Source organism: Actinomadura coerulea, assembly GCF_014208105.1.
In the GTDB taxonomy this organism is placed as follows: Bacteria; Actinomycetota; Actinomycetes; order Streptosporangiales; family Streptosporangiaceae; genus Spirillospora; species Spirillospora coerulea.
Genome location: NZ_JACHMQ010000001.1, coordinates 2658294 through 2678111, shown reverse-complemented (window position 1 = coordinate 2678111; position 19818 = coordinate 2658294). Strand labels below are relative to the sequence as shown.

At 68.8% G+C, this 19818-nt stretch carries 20 protein-coding genes and 1 pseudogene; 10 read left to right on the top strand and 11 right to left on the bottom strand.

The features are described 5' to 3' along the window. Window positions 1-387: 387 nt before the first annotated feature. Window positions 388-765 carry a DoxX family protein gene (locus BKA00_RS12405; RefSeq protein ID WP_185025044.1) on the bottom strand — a complete coding sequence of 126 codons (378 nt, stop codon included), beginning with the start codon at window positions 763-765 and terminating at the stop codon, window positions 388-390. A 209-nt stretch (window positions 766-974) separates the two neighbouring features. Between BKA00_RS12405 and BKA00_RS12400 the strand changes: the two genes are divergently transcribed. Next, window positions 975-1241 carry a hypothetical protein gene (locus BKA00_RS12400; RefSeq protein ID WP_185025043.1) on the top strand — a complete coding sequence of 89 codons (267 nt, stop codon included), beginning with the start codon at window positions 975-977 and terminating at the stop codon, window positions 1239-1241. Window positions 1242-1413: 172 nt separating this feature from the next. Here the strand turns inward: BKA00_RS12400 and BKA00_RS12395 are convergent, their stop codons facing one another. The 7 genes from BKA00_RS12395 to BKA00_RS12365 form a co-directional block, all read right to left on the bottom strand. Then, window positions 1414-1821: a nuclear transport factor 2 family protein gene (locus BKA00_RS12395; RefSeq protein WP_185025042.1), complete on the bottom strand. Its 408-nt coding sequence runs from the start codon at window positions 1819-1821 to the stop codon at window positions 1414-1416. Between the two features lie 338 nt (window positions 1822-2159). Continuing rightward, window positions 2160-2795, bottom strand: coding sequence for a response regulator (locus tag BKA00_RS12390; RefSeq protein ID WP_185025041.1), 636 nt, complete (start codon window positions 2793-2795; stop codon window positions 2160-2162). Then, window positions 2792-3877: a sensor histidine kinase gene (locus tag BKA00_RS12385; RefSeq protein WP_185025040.1), complete on the bottom strand. Its 1086-nt coding sequence runs from the start codon at window positions 3875-3877 to the stop codon at window positions 2792-2794. The genes BKA00_RS12390 and BKA00_RS12385 overlap by 4 nt, the downstream gene beginning before the upstream one ends. 15 nt (window positions 3878-3892) lie before the next feature. Further along, window positions 3893-4693 carry a hypothetical protein gene (locus tag BKA00_RS38255; RefSeq protein WP_221493123.1) on the bottom strand — a complete coding sequence of 267 codons (801 nt, stop codon included), beginning with the start codon at window positions 4691-4693 and terminating at the stop codon, window positions 3893-3895. Window positions 4694-4828: 135 nt separating this feature from the next. Then, window positions 4829-5002, bottom strand: coding sequence for an SRPBCC domain-containing protein (locus tag BKA00_RS40815; RefSeq protein WP_185034096.1), 174 nt, complete (start codon window positions 5000-5002; stop codon window positions 4829-4831). Window positions 5003-5079: 77 nt separating this feature from the next. Beyond that, window positions 5080-6483 carry a tetratricopeptide repeat protein gene (locus BKA00_RS12370; protein ID WP_230299001.1) on the bottom strand — a complete coding sequence of 468 codons (1404 nt, stop codon included), beginning with the start codon at window positions 6481-6483 and terminating at the stop codon, window positions 5080-5082. Further along, the gene (locus BKA00_RS12365; RefSeq protein ID WP_230299002.1) at window positions 6483-6839 is read right to left on the bottom strand and encodes a cupin domain-containing protein; all 357 of its coding nucleotides are present in this window, start codon (window positions 6837-6839) and stop codon (window positions 6483-6485) included. Before BKA00_RS12365 ends, BKA00_RS12370 begins: the two co-directional genes overlap by 1 nt. Window positions 6840-8019: 1180 nt before the next feature. Here BKA00_RS12365 and BKA00_RS40395 point away from each other — a divergent pair. Both BKA00_RS40395 and BKA00_RS12355 read left to right on the top strand, forming a co-directional pair. Beyond that, the gene (locus BKA00_RS40395; RefSeq protein WP_221493122.1) at window positions 8020-8646 is read left to right on the top strand and encodes a CdiA C-terminal domain-containing protein; all 627 of its coding nucleotides are present in this window, start codon (window positions 8020-8022) and stop codon (window positions 8644-8646) included. Next, window positions 8639-9010 carry a hypothetical protein gene (locus tag BKA00_RS12355; protein ID WP_185025039.1) on the top strand — a complete coding sequence of 124 codons (372 nt, stop codon included), beginning with the start codon at window positions 8639-8641 and terminating at the stop codon, window positions 9008-9010. The genes BKA00_RS40395 and BKA00_RS12355 overlap by 8 nt, the downstream gene beginning before the upstream one ends. 94 nt (window positions 9011-9104) lie before the next feature. On the opposite strand, the pseudogene BKA00_RS12350 reads toward BKA00_RS12355, so the two are convergent. Continuing rightward, a pseudogene (locus tag BKA00_RS12350) lies at window positions 9105-9358 on the bottom strand (IS5/IS1182 family transposase); the annotation flags it as partial. 109 nt (window positions 9359-9467) lie between these two features. Here BKA00_RS12350 and BKA00_RS12345 point away from each other — a divergent pair. Both BKA00_RS12345 and BKA00_RS12340 read left to right on the top strand, forming a co-directional pair. After that, the gene (locus tag BKA00_RS12345) at window positions 9468-9995 is read left to right on the top strand and encodes a GNAT family N-acetyltransferase (RefSeq protein WP_185025038.1); all 528 of its coding nucleotides are present in this window, start codon (window positions 9468-9470) and stop codon (window positions 9993-9995) included. Window positions 9996-10288: 293 nt separating this feature from the next. Next, a complete protein-coding gene (locus tag BKA00_RS12340; RefSeq protein ID WP_185025037.1) occupies window positions 10289-11830 on the top strand; it encodes a serine/threonine-protein kinase in 1542 nt (513 codons plus the stop codon). Between the two features lie 251 nt (window positions 11831-12081). On the opposite strand, the gene BKA00_RS12335 is transcribed toward BKA00_RS12340, so the two are convergent. Then, complete coding sequence (locus BKA00_RS12335; protein ID WP_221493121.1) at window positions 12082-13119, bottom strand: LLM class flavin-dependent oxidoreductase; 1038 nt, start codon at window positions 13117-13119, stop codon at window positions 12082-12084. A 458-nt stretch (window positions 13120-13577) separates the two neighbouring features. Further along, on the bottom strand, window positions 13578-14342 hold the full coding sequence (locus tag BKA00_RS12330) for an MBL fold metallo-hydrolase (protein ID WP_185025036.1): 765 nt from the start codon (window positions 14340-14342) through the stop codon (window positions 13578-13580). A gap of 93 nt (window positions 14343-14435) precedes the next feature. Between BKA00_RS12330 and BKA00_RS12325 the strand changes: the two genes are divergently transcribed. The 5 genes from BKA00_RS12325 (at window position 14436) to BKA00_RS12305 (ending at window position 19816) form a co-directional block, all read left to right on the top strand. After that, entirely contained in the window at window positions 14436-15032 is a 597-nt protein-coding gene (locus BKA00_RS12325) for an ABATE domain-containing protein (protein WP_185025035.1), read from the top strand. Window positions 15033-15619: 587 nt separating this feature from the next. Continuing rightward, window positions 15620-16942 (top strand): pyridoxal phosphate-dependent decarboxylase family protein, encoded by a 1323-nt coding sequence (locus BKA00_RS12320; RefSeq protein ID WP_185025034.1) that lies wholly within the window; start codon window positions 15620-15622, stop codon window positions 16940-16942. 43 nt (window positions 16943-16985) lie between these two features. Then, complete coding sequence (locus BKA00_RS12315) at window positions 16986-18542, top strand: phenylacetate--CoA ligase family protein (protein ID WP_185025033.1); 1557 nt, start codon at window positions 16986-16988, stop codon at window positions 18540-18542. A 31-nt stretch (window positions 18543-18573) separates the two neighbouring features. Next, on the top strand, window positions 18574-19008 hold the full coding sequence (locus BKA00_RS12310; RefSeq protein ID WP_185025032.1) for a hypothetical protein: 435 nt from the start codon (window positions 18574-18576) through the stop codon (window positions 19006-19008). A gap of 28 nt (window positions 19009-19036) precedes the next feature. Continuing rightward, window positions 19037-19816: a hypothetical protein gene (locus BKA00_RS12305; protein WP_185025031.1), complete on the top strand. Its 780-nt coding sequence runs from the start codon at window positions 19037-19039 to the stop codon at window positions 19814-19816. The last annotated feature ends 2 nt before the right edge of the window (window positions 19817-19818 follow it).

Sequence of the window (19818 nt, the reverse complement as noted above, 5' to 3'; positions counted from 1 at the left end):
CTCGCGGGCGGCGTCTCAACCTTGCTACGAACAGCGCGGCCCGGATCCGACAACTTCGGTCGATTCAGCCGAACAATGTCGGGTGTGCCCCGGCCACGGTCGCAAGCCGGGTTGCCGTGCTCGGTCGCCGCCCCGGTCCGTGCCACCGATCGAGGCGGCTCGCGGCCGATCATTCAGATCGGCGGACGCGACCCACTCCCGTCCTCACCGCAGCTTCCCGAGTCGCCAACCTCGGGGCGGTCGCCCCCGAAAATGATCTACAACGTAAAGGTGCTGCCCTGGATTTCGTCATGGACGTGTCGACGCCGGGTCGTTGTGCGGGAGGCCTGCGACGGGCTCGCGGTGTGCAGTGGCACTAGTGGTTTGGACCACAAGGGTGTGGCCGGGTCACCGTTGAGCGGGACGTCCTCGATCGCGGCGTAGACGTTCGCCGGGAACATCGCCACGAACAGCGCGGCGAGGCCGCCGGCAGCGGGTCGCGGTGCGCGCCGGTCCCAGAGCGCCGAGCAGTTCCAGGACGCCGGTCGCGTAGACCATCAGGTGCGGGAGCGGCGCGAACGGCGGGACCATGGCCGTCAGGTCGGCGTGACTGGGCATCACCGTGACGCTGTCGGGAAGGAAGTGCGCGGTGCCGGTACACAGGAGCATGGCGGCCAGCGCGTGGGCCCCGCTGGTCCGCCAGGTGGCGAACCGGGCGACGCCGAGCATGCCGAGCAGGCGGAAAACCAGCCAGGGGCCGAGAAGGAGCATGAGGGTCCCGAACATGATCATCCTTTTCGGGACGGGACGCCCCACGGACGTCCGGTGAAGTGGTGGATGGCGCCGGGGACCAGCCGGGGTCGCCGCGGCGGACGGAGCCGGTCCAGGAGCGGCTACCTGGCGGACCAGGTCGGGGGGGGCACCGTCGAGCATGGGCGCGTGGCGCCAGGCGGCCGCGGTGCGCGCTGGGTGGTCGTCCGGCCGTCGGGCGTCGCGTGGCCGGGGTCGCCGAACCAGCGGTCGGCGATGCGTCCCAGTTCATCCGGGCCGAGCGCCGCCACCAGGTCGTCGAGCGCGTAGAACGCCGCCGCCTCGTCGCGGGTGGCTCCCATCAGCAGTTCGACGTCGTCGGCGCGCGTGCCCGCGACGAGGACGCCCTCTACACCTACCTCAGCGACCGGATCGGATCCCCGGACGGCGTCGAACGCGTGGAGACCAACCCCATCACCTCCTACATCAAATGCGTCGCCCCAACCTCTTGAACAACGCGCGCGTTCATCGAATCCCACGCCGACCGGCTGGTTAGCGCGCCTACGACCTGGGTCCTCGTGGCCGCCGGGGTCAACGGCGGCTATCTGATGAACCGGACGCGGAAACGCCCGCCGATTCGTGGTCGGCGGGCGGCGAGTCGGGGCCGTACTGGTGAGCGGTGAATTACCGCTGATCGTCGAGTGGCCTGTTGGTCTGGTCGATCCGCTGGATCCGGCCGTCGGGTGCCAGCCGGCCGAACATGTAGACCTCGGCGGTGAAAGTCTTGCCCTTGCGCATTCTGGTGCGGAGGGTCCAGCGCGCGCTTATCTGGTCACCGCGGACCAGCGCCTGGTGGATCTCCACCCCGGTGCGTTCGTCGGCTGCCATGGCCGCCCTGTCGACGTTCTTGCGGACGGGGCGGACGTGGTCGATCATCCGCTGCCGGTCGATCACCAGGCCGTCGTTGCAGTACTCGAAGTCCGGAACGAAGTAGCGGTCGAGGATCGCGCCGGGCTCCTCCTCTGACAGGGCCATGTCCCGGGTGTAGGTGACGAGGAAGTCGACGAGGTCGCGCTCGGAGCTGATGCCCATGATGCCCCTGTAGGTGTAGGCAATACGCTCACGCTGGTGACTGTACCGCACCCCCGTAGGGTTTGAATCTCCGGCAAACCGGCGGCCAGCGCACCGCGACCAGGCTTCCCGGCTTGCCGGAAACAGACCCTGACGCGCTTCGGTGAGAGCTACCGCGCGGGCTCGCCGTGGCGGTACACGTCCGCGGCGGTTCGGTGCGTCGGGTCGAGCGGGATGCGCTGACCGAGCCGGGCGGCGGTCAGATCGTGGGTGCGCGCCCGGCCGAACGCCAGGGCATCACCGCGCCAAGGGCACCCGAGCAAACACCCGGCACGCCACCACGACCATGCACGGGGTCGTCAGGCGGGATGGACGAGACGGTGGTCGTAGGCCCAGATGACGGCCTGGACCCGGTCGCGGACGTCGAGCTTGGTGAGGATCCGGCCGACGTGGGTCTTGACGGTGCCCTCGGCCAGGTGCAGGCGGGCGGCGATCTCGGCGTTGGACAGGCCCTGGGCAATGTGGAGGAGGACTTGGCGTTCGCGGTCGGTGAGGGGATCAGGGCCGGTGGGACTCGGAAGACCAGGGGCCACGTGGTCGAGTAGGCGCCGGGTCGTGGAGGGGGCGATGACGGCGTCGCCCTGATGAACGGTTCGGATGGCGGTGAGCATCTCCTCGGCGGGGGCGTCCTTGAGCAGGAAGCCGGAGGCTCCGGCTCTGAGGGCGGCGAACGCGTATTCGTCCAGGTCGAAGGTCGTCAGGGCGAGGACCCGAGGCCCGGCTCCCCGGCAGATCCTCCGGGTGGCCTCGACACCGTCCATGACGGGCATGCGGATGTCCATGAGGACGATGTCGGCGGCGGGAGCCAGGCGGACGGCTTCGGCTCCGTTGGCGGCCTGGCCGACGACCTGCAGGTCGGGCTGCGAGTCGACGACCAGAACGGTTCCGGTGCGGACCAGGTCCTGGTCGTCGACGACCAGGACCTTGATGGTCATGACGTCTCCGGGTACGGAAGGCGGCCTTGCAGGGCATAGCCGTCCTGGGCCGGGCCATTGGTGAGGGAGCCGCCCAGTGCGCTCAACCGTTCACGCATTCCGCTCAGTCCCATGCCGGGTGTGGACGGAACTGCCGTGCCGTTGTCCCGGATGGTGATGGTCAGCGCGTCGATGCCCCAGTCGAGGGCGACGGCCGCTCGGACGGTGGTGCCCCCGTGTTTCATGGTGTTGGTCAGCCCTTCCTGAACGAGGCGGTAGGCGGCCAGTTCCGCGGCGGCGCTGAGTGGACGTGGTGCGCCTTGGTCGGTGCGGTTGACTTCGAGACCGGTGGAGCGGACCTGGTCCAACAATGCTGGTAGGTCGCGCAGAGTCGGCTGGGGGCTCTGGTCGGGGCGCAGTACGCTGAGCAGGCCGCGCACGTCGGTGAGCGCAGCCCGTCCGGTGCCCTCGATGGCGGACAGGGCGTCGGCCGCGTGGTCCGGAGCGTAGCGGCCCGCCTTGGCCTGCGAGACGATGACGGCCAGGGAGTGGGCGATGACGTCGTGCATCTCACGGGCGATGCGGGTGCGCTCCTCATCCCGGGCTCTTTCCGCCGATATCTGGGCGTAGGCGAGCTGGGTACGACGAACCAGGCCCATGCTCCACGCGGCCGCGACGATCGCCAGCAGCAGCGCCAGCAGCAGCCACGGATTCGGCCCGAGGTTCGCGGAGCGGACGCTGTCGTCGGTGGCGAAGCGTGCGGCGACCAGGCAGGAGCCGAGAACACCGGTGGCCGGCGCGACGGCGCGTCGGCCATAGGCCGTCACCGCGTACAGGGACATCGGGAAGACCAGGACCGACGGCAGCACCAGGAACAGGCCGGTGACCGTGGTCTGCGCGGCGAACGCGGCGCAGACCACGGCGTGGGAGACGAGCGGACGGGTGCGGCGTCCGATGAGGGCCAGGTGCGCGACGCCCACCGCGATCAGCAGGATCGTCGCGCGCGCTCCTGGAACCGAGAGGGCGGCGACGAGCGCCGACAGGCTCGCCAGCGGGATGCCGGTGACGAACGCCAACGCCGCGTCCGCACGTGCTGGGCGCATGGGGTGAAGGGTAGATCAGCGGGTGAGCCGCTGGTAGGTCAGGGTCGCGCCGCCCAGGGCCAGGCCGAACAGCAGCCACGACCCGTAGACCGCGCCGACCATCGCGACGGTGGGCGGATCGCCGAAGTCGACCGGGCCGTCGCTGAGCCCAGCGGCTTGTGCGAGGGTGCCGAAACCGGCGAGCGCGCCCATACTGACCAGCGCGCCGGTCGCCGCCCACGCGGGCACCAGCAGCGGCAGGCGGGGCAGGCGCCGTCCCCAGGGCTGGACCAGGGCAAGCGCCAGCGTCGCTCCGCCCAGCAGCATGACCGACTCCATGTACGGGAAGCCTTCGGTGTACGGCTCCGGACGGGCGGCGCTGCCGCCGAACGACCAGTACAACTTCAGCAGCGGGTAGGGGAACGCCAGTGTGAACGCGGTGTAGCCGAGCCACGGTCGCTCACGCCACGGGCCCTGGGCCCGGCGGGCGAGCGCGAGTACCAGCAGGGCCGAGGTCAGCAGGCTGGTGCCGCGGGTGGCCGCGCCGACCCAGTTGACCTGGGCGAAGTCGCCTGCCGGGATGCCGGTCGCCCAGAAGAAGAGGCGGAATCCGTCCAGGACGACTCCGCCGCCCGCCCACAGCAGGAGCACCGCGGCGATCCGGCCGGCCCAGGCGCGTTCCGTCACCGCGAACAGCAGGGCGAACACGACGCCCGCCAGCGTTACCCAGGCGGGGGCGAAGCCCTGGTCGTAGGTGGGGTGATGCGGTGCCAGCAGCGCGACGGCGGTGACGGTCCCCGCCGCGATCACGGCGCGGGTATCAGCGAGAACGTTCATGGCCGCAACGCTGCCGTCGCACGGCGGTCCGGCGCGTCTTCCCACGGACCTGCGAAGCGGTGACCATCGGAGTATTGACAGCGGCGGAACGCGTCAACCGGCGGCGGTTGTGGTGGCTCCGCCGAACGACCAGGCTCAGCGGAGTTCCTGGCGTTCCGCTGTTTCCCCCAGACGATGGAGCAGGTGTGCCCAGCCGTCGCTGGTCTCCTCATCGAGTACGGCGGGAAGACCGCTGTGGCGCAGGGTGAGCTCGGTGCCGTCACCGTCCGGCGTCAGGGTGACTTCGACTCGGGAGGCCTCTGGCGCGATGTCGGGCGCTCCCGGTGTGGCCGACTTTGGCCGCCGTTACCTGGCCACCACGCCACCACGTCCACGCTTTCGGAAGCTCAGGGCCGACGCAGCTTCATCGCGTGCGTTCGGGCGGTGGTCGCGGTGGCCGCATCGCCGAGGGCCTCGGCGACGTCGGCGTGCTTGAGCCAGTTGAACGGGCTGGACGGCCGTACGCTGATCCGCTCGCTGACCAGGACGCGGGCCAGATCGAGGCGGCGGGAGCGGAGGGCGGCCTCCAGCAGGGTCTTCTGCACCGCGTCGCGCTGCGCGTGGCTGCCCCCGAATTCGTTGACGTGGTGCCTGATAGGGGCGAGGAGATCGACGACGGTGGTGTGGTCGCCGCGGCCGAAGGCCACCAGAGCGCGGCAGACCGGAAGGCCGACGCGTGCGGTCATCGCCTGGTTGGTGACGTCGGGCAGGGGAGCGGACAGGTAGGCCTCGCGGTCGGCGATCAGCCGGTCGGCGTCGCCAAGGCGGCCGGCACCGACGAAGGACATCACCGCGTGCATGTCGTTGAACGCGTAGAAAGGCTCCCGGGCTTTGGACGCCCAGCCGTCGGCCAAGGCGTTCCACCTCGCGGTCTGGTCATCGCCTTCGAGAAATAGGCGCCAGAGCAGGGCGGCCGCGTCCAGCAGTTCCATCGCGGTGCCTGTCGAATCAGGGCCGTGGAGCACGGCGTCGTAGATCTCCAGGGCCCGGGCCGTGTCTCCGGCCTCCAGTGCGTAGAGCGCATAGTGCCACCACGCGTGAACGTTGAAGAACGTACCGGTCGACCAGTTGGTCAGACGCTCGTCCATATAGGCGATTCCTTGCCGGAACCGGCCCTGCATCTCGTAGGTGTGGACGACGGCGTGGATGCCCCACACGTCCTTGGGGTCGAGGCCGACCGCGCGCAGGCCGACCTCTTCCGATCGGTCGTAGTGGCCCGCCTCCTCCAATCCGAAGGCGTACATTCCGAGCAACTGGCCGAAATGCCGGTCGGTCTCGCTCCATGCCGTCAAGGCACCGCCGACCCGGTCGCGCAGTGCGCGGGCGTCCCCGGTGAAGTAGTCGATCTGATGGCCGACGAACAGCGCGAGGACGTCGCGCGGGTACTCCTCGCTGATCCTGCCGAGCAGGCGGCCGCAGCCGAGGAAGTCGCCCTTCACCAGGCGCTCGAGCGCCGCGAGGTGTGCCCGCTCCCGTGCAAGGAGCCCGGAGCCGTCCACGCGCGACCGGAAGCGCCGGAACCGCTCCGCCGCCGCCCGCGCGCCGTCGGGCTCGGTGCTCAGCAGTTCGAGGTATGCCGACAGGACGTTGCCCAGCGGGAAGTCGGGATCCGCTTCGAGCGCCCGCTTTGCTTCGACGTCCACCTCTGGGCGAAAGTGCAGCAGTTCATGGATGGCGTTGTCGTAGTGCTCGACGGCGGTGCTGCTGCCCGCCCCGAGGGCCAGCCCGTGCTCGTCGGTCTTCATGGCCATCAGGCGTTCGTCGGGCGATCGACGTCCGCCCACAGGCTGGGAAGGTTGACCACGATTCCCTCCTGCGTGCTGCGTGCGATGACAACGATCGCCTCTTCGTCAGGAGAAGGGTTCTCCTCGCGATGCGGGACGAAGGGAGGGACGAAGATGTAGTCGCCCGGCCGGGTCTCGATGCGGACCTCCTCGGCCCCTTCGGCGAAGACGAAGACCGGGCGCCCGGAGACGATGTAGATCGCCGTCTCCGCCTCGCCGTGGTGGTGGTCGCCGGAGTTGGTCGCGGGCTCGACGTGGGTACGGCCCATCCAGAGCCGCTCCGAGCCCACGCTTCTGCCCGAGATCGCCTCGTACCTACGCATTCCGGGTGTCTGTGCGGTATCGGGGTCCAGGTCGGCGCCGCGGACATGCTCGATACGGCCATGCCAGGCGGCCGTCCCCCGTGCGTGATCAGTCACTTGTATCCCTTCTCTTGGCCGTTTCCAGGGAACCCCGGCGCCGGCCGGTTCCTTAGCCGTCCTCGTGGTCGTCGCCGTCCAGTCCAAGAGGGTGGCCTGGAGGCGGAAGAGATTCTTGTGATGACGATTCAGCGTTGCATGCGGCACTCCATCCGGGCAACGGATCCGCCAGGTGGCGGCGCATCGTTCCCAGCCCGGCACGCCGCGCCTGCACCTCATTCGAGGATGTACGCGCCAGTGCCCCATGGCCACCGGATCCGCCAACCGATCGACGAGATCGAACTCGGAGATCAAGTTCTGGCGACCGACGCGACCACCGGCAGGACGCCGACGCGACCGGTCCTCGGCCCGATCGCCGGCAACGGGAGCAAGCACCTGGCCCATCTCACCGTCGACACCGACCGCAAGCGGAATCCCCCCGGCCGGCTAGGAACCGCGAGCGCCGCTTTGACGCCGTGTGGCGTGAGGTTGCAGCCTGCGTCGGCGACCTGGGCAATCCGAGGCGCCGCCCTCGGCGCACAGCAGCACAATCAGCGCCCGCAACGCGGAAGCCTGTAAGGGCTTGCGGCAGCGCACTCACCTGGTAAGCGCCGACCGCTCCTCATGGGACAACACCACCGGATCCAGCGTCAGGCTCGGCATCCCAGTTTACCGACTAACGCAGGATTACTGGCTCAAGGCACTAGTAGATGCTGGTGAGGGGGAGTTCACGAGGACGGTCGTGTCTCAGCCGAGTGCGTTCTGGCGCGTAGTGATCGGGTAGCGCGTCTGCTGATAAAATGGTCACGAATAGCGGCTCCGTTCTCCCGGCGGAAGGGCAGCAAGCGTGGGTATCGACCGGTCCGGCGGCTCCGAGACCGGAGGGGAGGGCACGGACAGGACCTCGAATCAAGAGCGCCCGCCGCCAGTTGACCGGCCCGGTACCCCTGGGTATCCATCCCGCCTTGAGAGCCTCCGTGGCGCCCGTGAAGCCGCCCTGGCTCGCCAAGCCCAGACGGGTTTCAGAGAAGTTGGCCTGCAGGGAGGCGGCATCCAGCAGCGCGAGGGGCGGGAGACAACGGCTACTTCCTCATCCGCTCAGCCCGTGGAGAAAGGGCAGGTTGCTCAGCCCCGTGCGGAGGTCTCTCGGAGCATTCTGGATGCGGACGAGGCTGACTCGAAGGTGGGCGCCGATGTCACCGGAGATGCTCAGGACATCGCTGAAGGTGCGGAATCTGTCGAAGGTAAGCAACAATCCACGGAAGCGGAGATCGGTGGACTGTCAAAGAAGCTTGCCGCCGAGGGCGAGGATAACAACAGGATCTCCGCGGTGGAGCGTCGTGTGGGTGCTCTCGACGAGACGGAAAAGTCGTTTGATTCTGCCGAGCGGCGCATCGCGGATTTGCTGGTCTCCGAGGGATGCGTGGTGAAGGCTCTTCGTGAGTCAGAAGAACCTGGTGTGCGGACACCCGACGCCCTCCTGGACGGGCGGCCTGCCGAGTTCAAGAGCTTGAGAGAGGGAGCCGGGTCCAATACTGTGAAGAACGCTCTGAACTCGGCTAAGGGGCAGGCCGAGGATGCAATCGTGGACGCGCGTGGAAGCGGTCTGGAGGAAGAGACTGCCCGCTTGGGTTTGGATAGGTTTCTGCGAATAAATCCGGAACGGATGCGCACTATCAGAATCATCGGAGACGGGTACGACATTCAGTGGCCAGGGGAGTGGTATGAGTAGTTACTATCAGATTTTTTTGCGCATCCCTGAAGTGGGTGAGCCGGAGCTCGCCGCGATCGAAGCGGCAGCCGAGTGTCAACTAGGTTCAGTTGGTGGAGGTGGTGACGGCATCGCCTTCGCGGGCAGGAGCGGCTCCAATAAAGTTCAGGTGGAAGCTCCACATGACTTTGATGACGACTATGGGATTGCTTTCTCGCAGTACCCTGTAGTGGTTACGGTGGTCAACCTGCAGCATAATAAGGAACAGGAAGAGGCCTGCGCTAGAGGCATCTTTCGCAAGCTCGTCGAAGATGAGATGTTCTCGATGATGCTGGTGTTCGATCTGTCTGTCCTGATCGATCGTTTTGATCTCGACCCCAAGTAATCCTTCCATGCCGGGAACGGCGTGCTCCGCGCGTTGCGCGGATCTGCCTGTGGAGCTGGTCGTGTTCTTCCTTCCAGTCCGGGAGTTCGGTTCAGCCGCGCTTGCGGCGGCGCTGGAGGACCAGTCCGGTGCCTGGGCATCCGCTGTTGGCCTGGTGGTCTTGCCGACCGCAGCCATGGCGTCGGACTCCTCCCACGCCTTGCAGTGGTTGCGGTTCCTGGCGAGCGGCGTGTCGACCACGACGACCAGGCGGGTGCCGGCATCGATGACGACCTGGTGGTCGGTGGAGTGCCGGTAGTTCTTCGAGCGCTTGGCAATGGTGTGGTCGCGGGGTGGGAACCAGGCGCCGCCGCGACCGGCAGGGGCCGGTTCTCCGGCGGAGGGTTCCATGGGAACTCCGCGTGATCTCACGCAGAATCCGATGGTGTGGCGGGGCTCTGGCGTCAAGAATCACTGGATGCATGAGGTGAAGCTGTCCGACGAGATCATCACTCTGTCCCCTTTGCGCCTGGACGATGTGGAGGCGCACCTCGCGGGGGAGGATGAGTTGCTCGTTCGTTGGCTCAACGGCTGTCCCGGCACGCGGGAGGGCGTCGAAGCGTACTTCCGGCACTGCCGGGAGCAGTGGGAGACCACCAGGCCACTGCGCGCGTTCGGCATCCGGCTGGGTGCTGACGGGGTGCTCGCGGGCACGGTCGACTTGCGGTTCGAAGGAGAGGGGCTGGCGCCCGGCCAGGTGAATGTCGCCTATGGCCTCTATCTGCTCTGGCGGGGCCGTGGTCTGGCGACCCGTGCGGTCCTGCTGGCGTCCCAGTACGCGGCGAGTGAGGGCGGGGTGGAAGCGGTGATCCAGGTGGAGCCGGAGAATCCCGCTTCTGCCGCAGTCGCGCGGCGGGCGGGGTTCACCCCCGGCGAACCGACGCACGGCAAGGACGGGACACGCTTCGACTGGTACATCCGGGACCTGCACGCCGCTGCCCAGTGACAAGCAACAGTTACGGGCCGGTCCCTAGATGGCCACATCAGCGTGGGCGCCGGTAGAACGAGGCGACCGGCCGGTGCTTGCCCGCGTTCACGCCGGTCTTGACGGAGGGCGGGGGAGGTGAGCATGTCGTCAAGCGAACAGCTTCCTCCACGTCAGCCGCCCCGTGGCATGGCCAGCCGGTGCTCGCATCCTTGATGCGCCATTCGATCGTCGGTGCGGAAAACCGATATGACACGGGACCGACGGGACTGCGATCATGCGCGCCATGATCTTGTTGTTTGCGGGGGTGCACCGTGCAGCCACTGCGTCCGGCTGATCCGGCCGCGATCGGCGGCTATCCGCTGCTGGGCCGGTTGGGCGAGGGCGGGATGGGGCTGGTCTACCTGGCGCTGGCCGGAGGCGGCCGGCACATCGCGTTGAAGGTCGTGCGCGAGGGGTTGGACGACCCGCAGGTGCTGGCGCGGTTCCGGCGGGAAGCGCAGACCGTGGCGCGGGTGCGCAGCCGGTATGCGGCGGCGATGGTCGCCTCAGGCCTGATCGAGGAGCCGTTCTGGCTGGCCACCGAGTATGTGCCCGGCCCGACGCTGCGGCAGGCCGTGCAGCGGTTCGGCGCGCCTCCCGCCGGCACCTGCGTGCGGCTGCTGGCCGCGCTGGCCACGGGTCTGGGCGAGGTGCACGCCCAAGGGGTGGAGCACCGCGACGTCAAACCCTCCAATGTGGTGCTGGCCCCCGACGCCCCCAGACTGATCGACTTCGGGATCGCGCGGGGTGAGGACCAGACGCAGATCACCCGCACCGGGGGCTGGAACGGCACCCCCGGCTACGTCGCGCCCGAAGTTCTGCGCGAGCAGGCGTTCGGGCCGCCCGCCGATGTGTTCTCCCTCGGGGTGACGATCGCCTACGCCGCCACTGGCCGTCCGCCGTTCGGGGCAGGTCCGGTCGAGGCGGTGCTGCTGCGCACCATCAACGACGAACCCGACCTGGCCGGGCTGCCCGCCGAGCTCGCCGCACCGCTGGCAGCGGCGATGGCCAAGAACCCCGCTGATCGGCCCACCGCACAAGAACTGGCCGTGGCATGCGGGGCACCTGCGCGAACATCCAGAGCCGATTCCGGCGACCGCCCCGCCGCCCCAGGCGGCCTCCAGGAGGGGTTCGCCAGTGACTCCGCCTACCAGAACATCACCGCGCTGGCAGGGCAGCCAGTCCCGGCGGACGTGGCGACAGCGGTGCGGCAGGGACTGGTACCGGACGGCCACGGGAAGACGGGGAGGCCGCGCCGCGCAGGCGTCATCGCCGGCGCCGCGGCCGCCGTCCTGGTCCTGGGATCGGCGGTCGCCTTCCGCTACATCGGCGGTGGGGACGGCGACGACGGCGACCGGACGCCCACCGGCCGCACCGCCGCAGGCGCGACGGTGACCGCCGACCCCCGGCCGTCGTTCGAGGGGTCGGTCTCCGATCTGAGCGAGGGCCGCTCCGGCTTCGGCTCGTTCCTGAAGAACAACATCGGCCGCAAGGTGCGGCTCAAGGTCGGCCTCAACATGGACATCAAGGTCACCGACGGGAAGGGCGCCGCCATCGACATCAGCGGTGCCGAGCACGACAACGTCATCTTCCAGGTCTGGTCCGCCTGCGAGGGCGGCCTTCCCGAGAACGGAAAGCCCGAAATCGGACGTTGCACCGCTTACCACGTGAACATCGGCAATGACGAGCGCCCCTGGAGGGGACTCAATTTCGTGCACGGCGAGTTCACCTTCCAAGGCAACTTCGAGGTGTCCGGCGGAGCGGACTACCAGGGCCAGACCCTGTACTCGCTGCTCCCCGTGGCTGCCGACTGATCCCCGCCGCCCAGACCGAAGGCTTCCGCGTCAGCCAGGCGTGTGAGGGCCGGTCCGGCCGAGCCGCGAAGTCCCACCAGATGCGCGGGCTACGGGTGCGGCTGGACGTACCCGGCGCAGGCCCCCGCCCTCTTCGACCCGAGTCCAGCCGTCCTGACCGACGCGGCGAGCACTCGGTCCACGTCCACCCCACCACGGTCGTGAGGTGGGAGGGCGGCCCTACGGCGGATAGGGCCGGCTGGGCGTCTCCTTTAGCGCCAGCCGAGTTCGGGTGCCACGTGGGTCAGGATGTTCTCCAGGACGTGTGCGTTGTAGTCGACACCGAGCTGGTTGGGGACCGTCAGCAGCAGCGTGTCCGCGGCCTGGATGGCCTCGTCGTTGGCGAGTTGCTTGACCAGCACGTCCGGTTCGGCGGCGTAGGAGCGTCCGAAGATGGCCCTGGTGTTCTCGTCGATCATCCCGATGTGGTCGCCTGAGTCGGCGTTCCGGCCGAAGTAGGCGCGGTCCAGGTCGGTGGTCAGCGCGAAGATGCTGCGGCTGACCGACACGCGCGGTTCGCGCTGGTGTCCGGCGTCCTTCCACGCCTGCCGGTAGGCCTCGATCTGCTTGCGCTGCTGGACGTGCAGCGGCTCGCCGGTCTCGTCGTCCTTGAGCGTGGAGCTTTGCAGGTTCATGCCCAGCTGTGCGGCCCACACGCTGGTGGCGTTGGAGCCCGAACCCCACCAGATGCGGTCGCGCAGCCCCTCGGAATGCGGTTCGATGCGCAGCAGCCCGGGCGGGTTGGGGAACATCGGCCGCGGGTTCGGCTCGGCGAAGCCTCTGCCCTGCAGCACCGTGAGCAGTACCTCGGTGTGCTTGCGCGCCATGTCGGCATCGGTGTCGCCCTCGGACGGCTCGTACCCGAAGTACCGCCACCCGTCGATGACCTGTTCCGGTGATCCCCGGCTGATGCCGAGCTGGAGCCGCCCGCCGGCGATCAGGTCGGCGGCCCCGGCGTTCTCGGCGAAGTACATCGGGTTCTCGTAACGCATGTCGATCACGCCGGTGCCGATCTCGATGCGCGAGGTCTTCGCGCCGATCGCGGAGAGCAGCGGGAGGGGCGATGCAAGCTGCCGGGCGAAGTGGTGCACTCGGAAGTAGGCGCCGTCGGCGCCGAGTTCCTCCGCGGCCACGGCGAGGTCTATCGATTGCAGCAGTGTGTCCGCCGCCGACCGGGTCCGCGAGCCGGCGCCGTCACTCCAGTGGCCGAAAGAGAGAAAGCCGATCTTCTTCACACTGGCGTCAACCATCTCGGCGCCCACGAGATTCCAGGGCGCTGACCACACGGCCACCGCACGGTCCTCGACCGTCACACATCAAGACCAGTGGGAGCCCTTTGCGATCACCCGGTATGGGCCGGCAGGCCCGGCATGTCCTCGACGATCAGGAAGAGGCTCCCGCCTGGAAGCGTGAGGGTGTTCGGCATCGGCTCCGGAGACCTGGCCACCGGGCTCGAAGCGGGGCCTGGCGCCTGGACCGCAGGGAGTAATGTCCCCGCCGCCCCGGACCAGGACCCGGCGCCCGAGCAGAGACTCGTCGCTGGCGCTGACCTTGCCGATACCCGGAGCGCCGGGAATGAACGGCAACTCGGGGCAGTAGGCGAAGGTCCTGGACATCAGGGTGTGGTCCAGGGCGGGACCCGGTGACGTGGGCAGGAGGTGCCGAGGCCGCTCAGCTCCACCGGTTGATGTAGGTCGAGGCGGCCCGTTCAGTTGAGGGAGAGGCGGTCGTCCAGGCCCGCGGTGGTGAATGCGGCCCGGATGTCGTTGGGGCCCTCGGTGAAGTGGGACCAGCTGTCGATGTGCACTGGGACGATCCGGCGGGCACCGAGCATCGCGGCGGCGGTGGCTGCCTGCTCACTGTCCAAGGTGAGCAGAGCCTGGTCGAGGAGGGGCGTGCGGACGGCGCCCGCGAAGATCACCGCGGTGTCCACGGGGCCCACTCTGCCGGCGATCTCCTGGACGAGTTCCAGTGAGGCGTTGTCGCCGCTGACGTAGACGCTGGGGAGATCTGTTGCGGAGAGCACGAAGCCGGTCACGTCGCCGGTGACGGGTTCGCAGCCCTCAGGACCGTGGCGCGCCGGGACGCCGGTGACGGTGAGCCGGCCGCCGTCGGGGCGGGGGAGTTCACGAGCGTCCCACGGTGCCAGGCCGAGCGCGTTGCCGCCGAGGCGGCGGGCGCCGCTCTCGGTGGTGTAGACGACTGGAACGCTCGGCAGCAGGGCCCGTCCGGCCTGATCGAGGTTGTCCGGGTGCTCATCGTGTGAGAGCAGTACGGCGTCCAGGTGGCCGATCTCGCTCGCCTGGACGGCGGCTGGGGCCGTCTTGCTGAGGAACATGCCGGGGCCCACCTCGTAGTCGCCCGGCTCATCGAACGTGGGGTCGGTCAGGATGCGCAGCCCGCCGATCTCGATGAGGGCGGTGGGCCCGCCGAAGACCCGGACGCGCACGACGTCGGCGGGAGAATCTGACATGAATGCTCCTCACGTTATAAGCGAGTTTTTCCGTGAGGATGCTAACACGGCGTCACGGAAGATCTAGGGAATTGCCATGAGAAGATGAGTCCGATGGACGCTGCGGCCTCACGACACCTCCTGCCCCCTGCCCCGGGCGAAGACGGGCGTCCGGCGCTGGCGCTGGCGAACACGTGGCTGGTCACTCCAGCCGGCACGACCGACATGATCGGTGATCGGGAGCTCGCGACGGCCTGGCTTGTCGAGCAGAACCTGATCGATTCCGCGCTGACGCTCGGTGACCCGTGCACGGCGCGTTTGCGCACGTTGCGGCATAGCGTCCGCGGGTTGCTCACCGCTTTGACGCAGAAGGAGCCCGCGCCTCAGCACGCACTGACCACGGTCAACGACGCCCTGACCGCGGTGCCGCGCGCGCAACTGCTGGCCTGGAGCTCCGAGCAGGGGCTGTATCGCCGTCGACTCCATCCGCTGGACCAGGCCACCGACCACATACTCGCCGAATTGGCCGCAGACGCCGCCGACCTTCTCACAGGACCGGACGTGCCGAGAATCGCCGCGTGCGCTGCCGAGCCCTGCTCTCGATTCCTCGTGCGCACCCATGGAGCACGCCTGTGGTGCTCAGTGCGCTGCGGAGATCGGGTCCGGGCGGCACGGGCCTACGCCCGCCGGCGTCGGCCTTCATCTGGTTAGTTGCGTGCCCGGAGAAGGCGCCGGAACGACGCCCGGTGTCACGCGAGGCGCCTGCCGCCCCTGAGAGGGGCGGATGCACTCATCCCCGGTGAGGCCGGCCCTCGCAGGTCCGCGCACGCCGACTGACTCGCATCGATCCGCCGCCGCATGAGAGTGGTGCTTTTCCGGACCTGGGCGCGTATGCGAATCGACGATGCGCCAGAAATAACCCGATTCTCGACATAAGTTGCCAACTGGATTTAATTGCGTTTCTGAGTGTTCAAAGTATGCGGTATCCCGATGGTTAGCAGTACATGCCCTTGATGGCGTCATTGAATTCTGCCTACACTCGCCTGCGTCGGGTGAGTTTCTGGAGCGGTCAGAGAAATGGAAGGCTGAGTGTGGCCGACGTGTCGGAAGAATGCCCGCCGTCTGTATCGCGATGGGCGGCGCCGGAGAGTTCGTTGTTATCCGCATTCGATCCAGTACTCTTTCGCAGGAATTCCGAGGCGGTCGCCGCGCGCCTGGAATCGCATTTGGCGGACCGGTCCGTCCGGGGCTTGGAACTTGCGGATCCGGGCGTCCTGGCACAGGCGGCGCGGGCGTTGATGACGACCGAGCGTGAGAGCATCGCCGCCTTCGACGAGAAACGGCTGGCGGCGATCGTCGAGCTCTACATCCGTACCGGTATCCAGGTGCACTCGCCCGGATACATGGGACGGCAGTTCTCCGGAACCGTCCCGATGGCCGGCGTCATCGACTTCGTCGGCTCGGTCGTCAACCAGCCCTCGTCCTACTACGAGGCGGGGCAGCTGCCGATCACGGCCGAGCGGATCATGGCCGAGGAGCTCAACCGCTTCATCGGCTGGGACCCGGGCCGCTTCGCGATGGTCACCACGTCGGGGGGCTCGCTGGCCAACCTCACCGCGCTGCTGGCCGCCAGGAACCGCGCCTATCCCGACATCTGGGCGTGCGGCGAGCACGGCGGCCGCGGCCTGCCCGCCATCGCGGTCAGCGAGGAGGTGCACTACAGCGTGACCCGCGCGGCCGGCGTCCTGGGCATCGGCGAGAAGCGGATCGTCCGGCTGCCGGTGGACCCGCGCGGACGCATCGCCGTGAACCGGGTGCCCGCGGTGCTCGCCGCCGCCGAGCGCCGGGGGCTGGAGGTCTTCTGCCTGGTGGCGTCCGCGGGCACCACCGCGCTCGGCGCCTTCGACCCGATCGGCGAACTGGCCGGTATCGCCGCCGAAGGCGGCATCTGGCTGCATGTCGACGGAGCGCACGGCGCGAGCCTGCTGGTGTCGGACGTGCTGCGGCACAGGCTGCGCGGGATCGAGAAGGCCGACTCGCTGACCTGGGACGCGCACAAGCTGATGTTCGTCCCCGCGCCCTGCACCATGCTGTTCTACCGCGACGCGCGGGACGCTCCCCAGGCGTTCGGCCGCGGCGCCGCCAGCTACGTCCTCGACGAGGAGCCCGACGCGCACTGCGCGCTCGACAGCGGCGACAAGAACCTCGAGTGCACGAAACGTCCGATGATCATGCCGTTGTGGGCGCTGTGGGCGGTGTACGGGCGCGCGCTCTTCGCCGAGAAGATCGAGCAGTTGTGCCAGACGGCGCACGAGGCGCACCGCGTCCTGCTCGACGAACCCGATTTCGAGGTGCTGCACGAGCCGGAGGCCAACATTCTCTGTTTCCGTTACCGGCCGGAAGGCGTCGCCGCCGAACGTGTCCATCGCCTGCAACTGCGAATCAGGAAACAGGTAAGGCTGGCCGGGCGGTTCTTCATCTCCAAGGTGGACGTGCAGGGAACCGCGGCGCTGCGCGTCGTCTTCATGAACCACCAGATCAGCGCCGAGCATTTCCGGATGCTCCTCGCCGAAATCAGGAGCACCGGTCAGCGGCTGCTCCGCGGCGACCTCCCCGCATGACGAACCCCCGTGACGAACCCCCCGTGAAGAATAGGAGCGCGACATGACCTCGACGATTCTCAGGCCGGTCGGCCGGTCGCCCGTGGACGGCCCGGAACTGGCGGCGCGGCTGATCCCCGAGGAGGAGATGCGGCCGTGGTCGGTGGACGCCGTCCCGGCGCTGCCGTCCTTCGCGAGCAAGTTGCGCGAGTGCGAGCGGCTCTGCGGCATCCCCTACGCCGAGACCCCGCACGATGTCCAGGACGCTCTGGTCCTGCGCCGCCTCGGCCAGATGATCAACACGGTGCTGCTCAACCCGCTGTGGCGGGAGCGGCTGGCGGCCTCCGGCGTCACCGGTCCGCCCGCCACCTACGAGGAGTGGGAACGGGTGCCGCTGTCGGACAAGACCGTCCAACGCGACATGTTCACGGGGGCGCGCTCCGGGATGGTGGTGCCGCTCGCGCACGGCGGGTTCGAGGTGGTGGCCAGCGGCGGCACCAGCGACGGGCTGCCGCTGGAGATCGTCTACTCGCTGCGGGAGCTGCACGACACCTACCGCATCGCCGGCGCCTTCATGGGCACCTACCAGCTCCGCGACCACCTGGCCGGCGGCGATCCCAAATGGCTGTTCACCAACCTCGCCGACTACCAGATGTGGAGCAGCGGGACCATGGTCGGCGGCGTCCTGCAGCAAGTCCCGGGCGTCAACTACATCGGCGCGGGCCCCGTCACCGGCCCCGTGCTGGAGCACATGTTCTCCTACCCCGGGCCCAAGGCCATGATGGGCATCTCAGCGGGCATCGCGATCCTCAGCGACCTCGGCGCCGGACTGAGCCGCCAGGCGCGGGAGAGCTTCCGCGTCGCGCTGTACGGCAGCGGCGTGCTGCCGCAGCGCAAGCGTGCCGAGCTGCGCGCGGTCTTCCCGAACGTCGCGATCCTCAGCTACTTCGCCGCCACCCAGGCCGAGACCGTCGGGCTCCAGCTGAGCGACGACTCGCCCTGGCTGGCCGCGGTGCCCGGCCTGCACCTCGTGGAGATCGTCGACGGCCAGGGCCGCGCGGTCGCCGAGGGGGAGGAGGGCGAGCTCGTCGTCACCCGGCTGCACGCGCACGAGGCGCCGCTGCTGCGGCTCAAGCTCGGCGACCGGATGATCCGCCGACCCGCCCTCGACGGGCCCGGCCTGAAGACCGGCCGGTTCGAGTTCGCCGGCCGCACCGGCGACGTGCTGCACATCAACGACAGCCAGTACTCGGCGGCGATCGCCTACGCCGCGCTCCGCGACCGGCTGCGCGAGACCACCGGCATGGACCTGGACGCCGCCGCCCACGACATCCAGTTCGTCAACCACCGCGAGCACAAGACCATCACGCTGCTCGCCGCGGTCGACGACGCCGACGGCCTCACCTGCGCGCTGTCGGCCGCTCTCGGCCCGACCGGCGTCCACCAGGTCTTCGTCGGCGCGCTTCTCCGCTCCCTGTCGCTGTTCAACGACCGGGAGGCCACCCCGGAGGCGGTCGAGCGGACCGGCTACCGCTTCCAGCTCGCGTTCGTGCCCCGGTCCTCGCCCGAGATCGAGCGGACGGCCGTCGGCAAGGTTCCCCTGGTCCGAGACCGGGGCTGAGGGACGGCAACCGACCAGAACAGGAGTGCCAGTGAAACCCCACGTCAACATCGTCGTCCTCGTGGACGCCGTCGGAGCCCTGTCCGACGGGACGCTGCACAACGGCAACCTCTCCCTGGTGGACGACGGTGCCTTCGAAAGCCGCGGCCAGGGCACCGTCGACCTGTGCACGATCGTCGTGCCCGGGCAGGTCGTCCAGTGGACCGCGATCGCGGTCGACGTCCAGACGACCGCCGAGATCTCCGCCATCACCTTCCTGCCACCCGGCGGAGCCGCCCCGGAGCGGGCACCGGCTTGGGAGGGGCAGTCCGGCGGCCACGAGAACCTCGACCTCAAGGTGTGGGAGGGCATCGTCCCGGCCCACCTCACCCGCGGCGTCCCCTACCACTACCGGCTGGAAGTGCAGATGCACGAGGGCTCCCACAGCGTCCTGCATCTCGACTCGCCCGCGCTGATGTGCGCGTGACCCCACCAGCGACCCGAAAGGCGCATCCATGGCGCAGCAGCAAGGGATCATCGTCCTCGTCGACATCGCCAACGCGCTCCAGGCCAGAACGCTCACCGGCAACGTCTACCTCTTCGACAACATGGCCTTCCTCGGCTCGACCGGACAGGGCACCGCGGACCTGGTGACCATCTGCCCCGGCACGTACTGGGCGGACGGGTCGCAGGCAACCGAGCAGGTGCTGAACTGGCTGCCCGCCAGCCTCGGCTCCATCCCCCCGACCGTCCCTCGCAGCTACCACGCCGACCGGGCGCAGGCCACCGACCAGGAGGCGCTGGAGGAGATCGCGGGCGTCGCCGACCGGGCCGGGGACCCGTCCGTCGACACGGCGGCCGAACTGGAGGGCCTGCGGCGCCGCGTGGGCGCCCGCGCCCGGCGGCCGCGCGGCGGCCGGGCCCCGGCCATCGGCAAGGTCCTGGACGTCACCGGGAACGTCGTCACCGGCGAGGGGCAGGCCTACAACCACCCCAACCCGGTGATCACTGACATCACCGGACAGGCCGTGGACGAGAAGGTCATGTATCCGGCCCAGTACGGCTCGCCGGACATGGTGTCGGACGGCTGGTACTGGGCGGCATCGGTCGACACGGCCCGTCCCGGAACCTACCGCTACACGATGCACATCCAGTTGCACGAGCTGGTGTGGCGCAACGACGAGCCGGCCTGGGAGCCGGTCGACCTCACCTGCGAGTCCGCCATCAAGGTCATCAGCGACCCCAAGCGCAACGCCTTCACCGGGGCGGGCCTCGGCATGCTGCCGATGCCCTGAGC

Excerpts from the sequence above, each read along its gene's own strand:
- BKA00_RS12385 (WP_185025040.1), bottom strand. The coding sequence starts at position 3,877 with ATGCGCCCAGCACGTGCGGACGCGGCGTTGGCGTTCGTCACCGGCATC.
- BKA00_RS12335 (WP_221493121.1), bottom strand. The coding sequence starts at position 13,119 with ATGGTTGACGCCAGTGTGAAGAAGATCGGCTTTCTCTCTTTCGGCCAC.
- BKA00_RS12315 (WP_185025033.1), top strand. The coding sequence starts at position 16,986 with ATGACCTCGACGATTCTCAGGCCGGTCGGCCGGTCGCCCGTGGACGGC.
- BKA00_RS12325 (WP_185025035.1), top strand. The coding sequence starts at position 14,436 with ATGGACGCTGCGGCCTCACGACACCTCCTGCCCCCTGCCCCGGGCGAA.
- BKA00_RS38255 (WP_221493123.1), bottom strand. The coding sequence starts at position 4,693 with ATGAACGTTCTCGCTGATACCCGCGCCGTGATCGCGGCGGGGACCGTC.
- BKA00_RS12320 (WP_185025034.1), top strand. The coding sequence starts at position 15,620 with ATGACGACCGAGCGTGAGAGCATCGCCGCCTTCGACGAGAAACGGCTG.
- BKA00_RS12370 (WP_230299001.1), bottom strand. The coding sequence starts at position 6,483 with ATGGCCATGAAGACCGACGAGCACGGGCTGGCCCTCGGGGCGGGCAGC.
- BKA00_RS12305 (WP_185025031.1), top strand. The coding sequence starts at position 19,037 with ATGGCGCAGCAGCAAGGGATCATCGTCCTCGTCGACATCGCCAACGCG.
- BKA00_RS12390 (WP_185025041.1), bottom strand. The coding sequence starts at position 2,795 with ATGACCATCAAGGTCCTGGTCGTCGACGACCAGGACCTGGTCCGCACC.
- BKA00_RS12365 (WP_230299002.1), bottom strand. The coding sequence starts at position 6,839 with ATGCGTAGGTACGAGGCGATCTCGGGCAGAAGCGTGGGCTCGGAGCGG.
- BKA00_RS12355 (WP_185025039.1), top strand. The coding sequence starts at position 8,639 with ATGAGTAGTTACTATCAGATTTTTTTGCGCATCCCTGAAGTGGGTGAG.
- BKA00_RS12330 (WP_185025036.1), bottom strand. The coding sequence starts at position 14,342 with ATGTCAGATTCTCCCGCCGACGTCGTGCGCGTCCGGGTCTTCGGCGGG.
- BKA00_RS12345 (WP_185025038.1), top strand. The coding sequence starts at position 9,468 with ATGCATGAGGTGAAGCTGTCCGACGAGATCATCACTCTGTCCCCTTTG.
- BKA00_RS12395 (WP_185025042.1), bottom strand. The coding sequence starts at position 1,821 with ATGGGCATCAGCTCCGAGCGCGACCTCGTCGACTTCCTCGTCACCTAC.
- BKA00_RS12405 (WP_185025044.1), bottom strand. The coding sequence starts at position 765 with ATGTTCGGGACCCTCATGCTCCTTCTCGGCCCCTGGCTGGTTTTCCGC.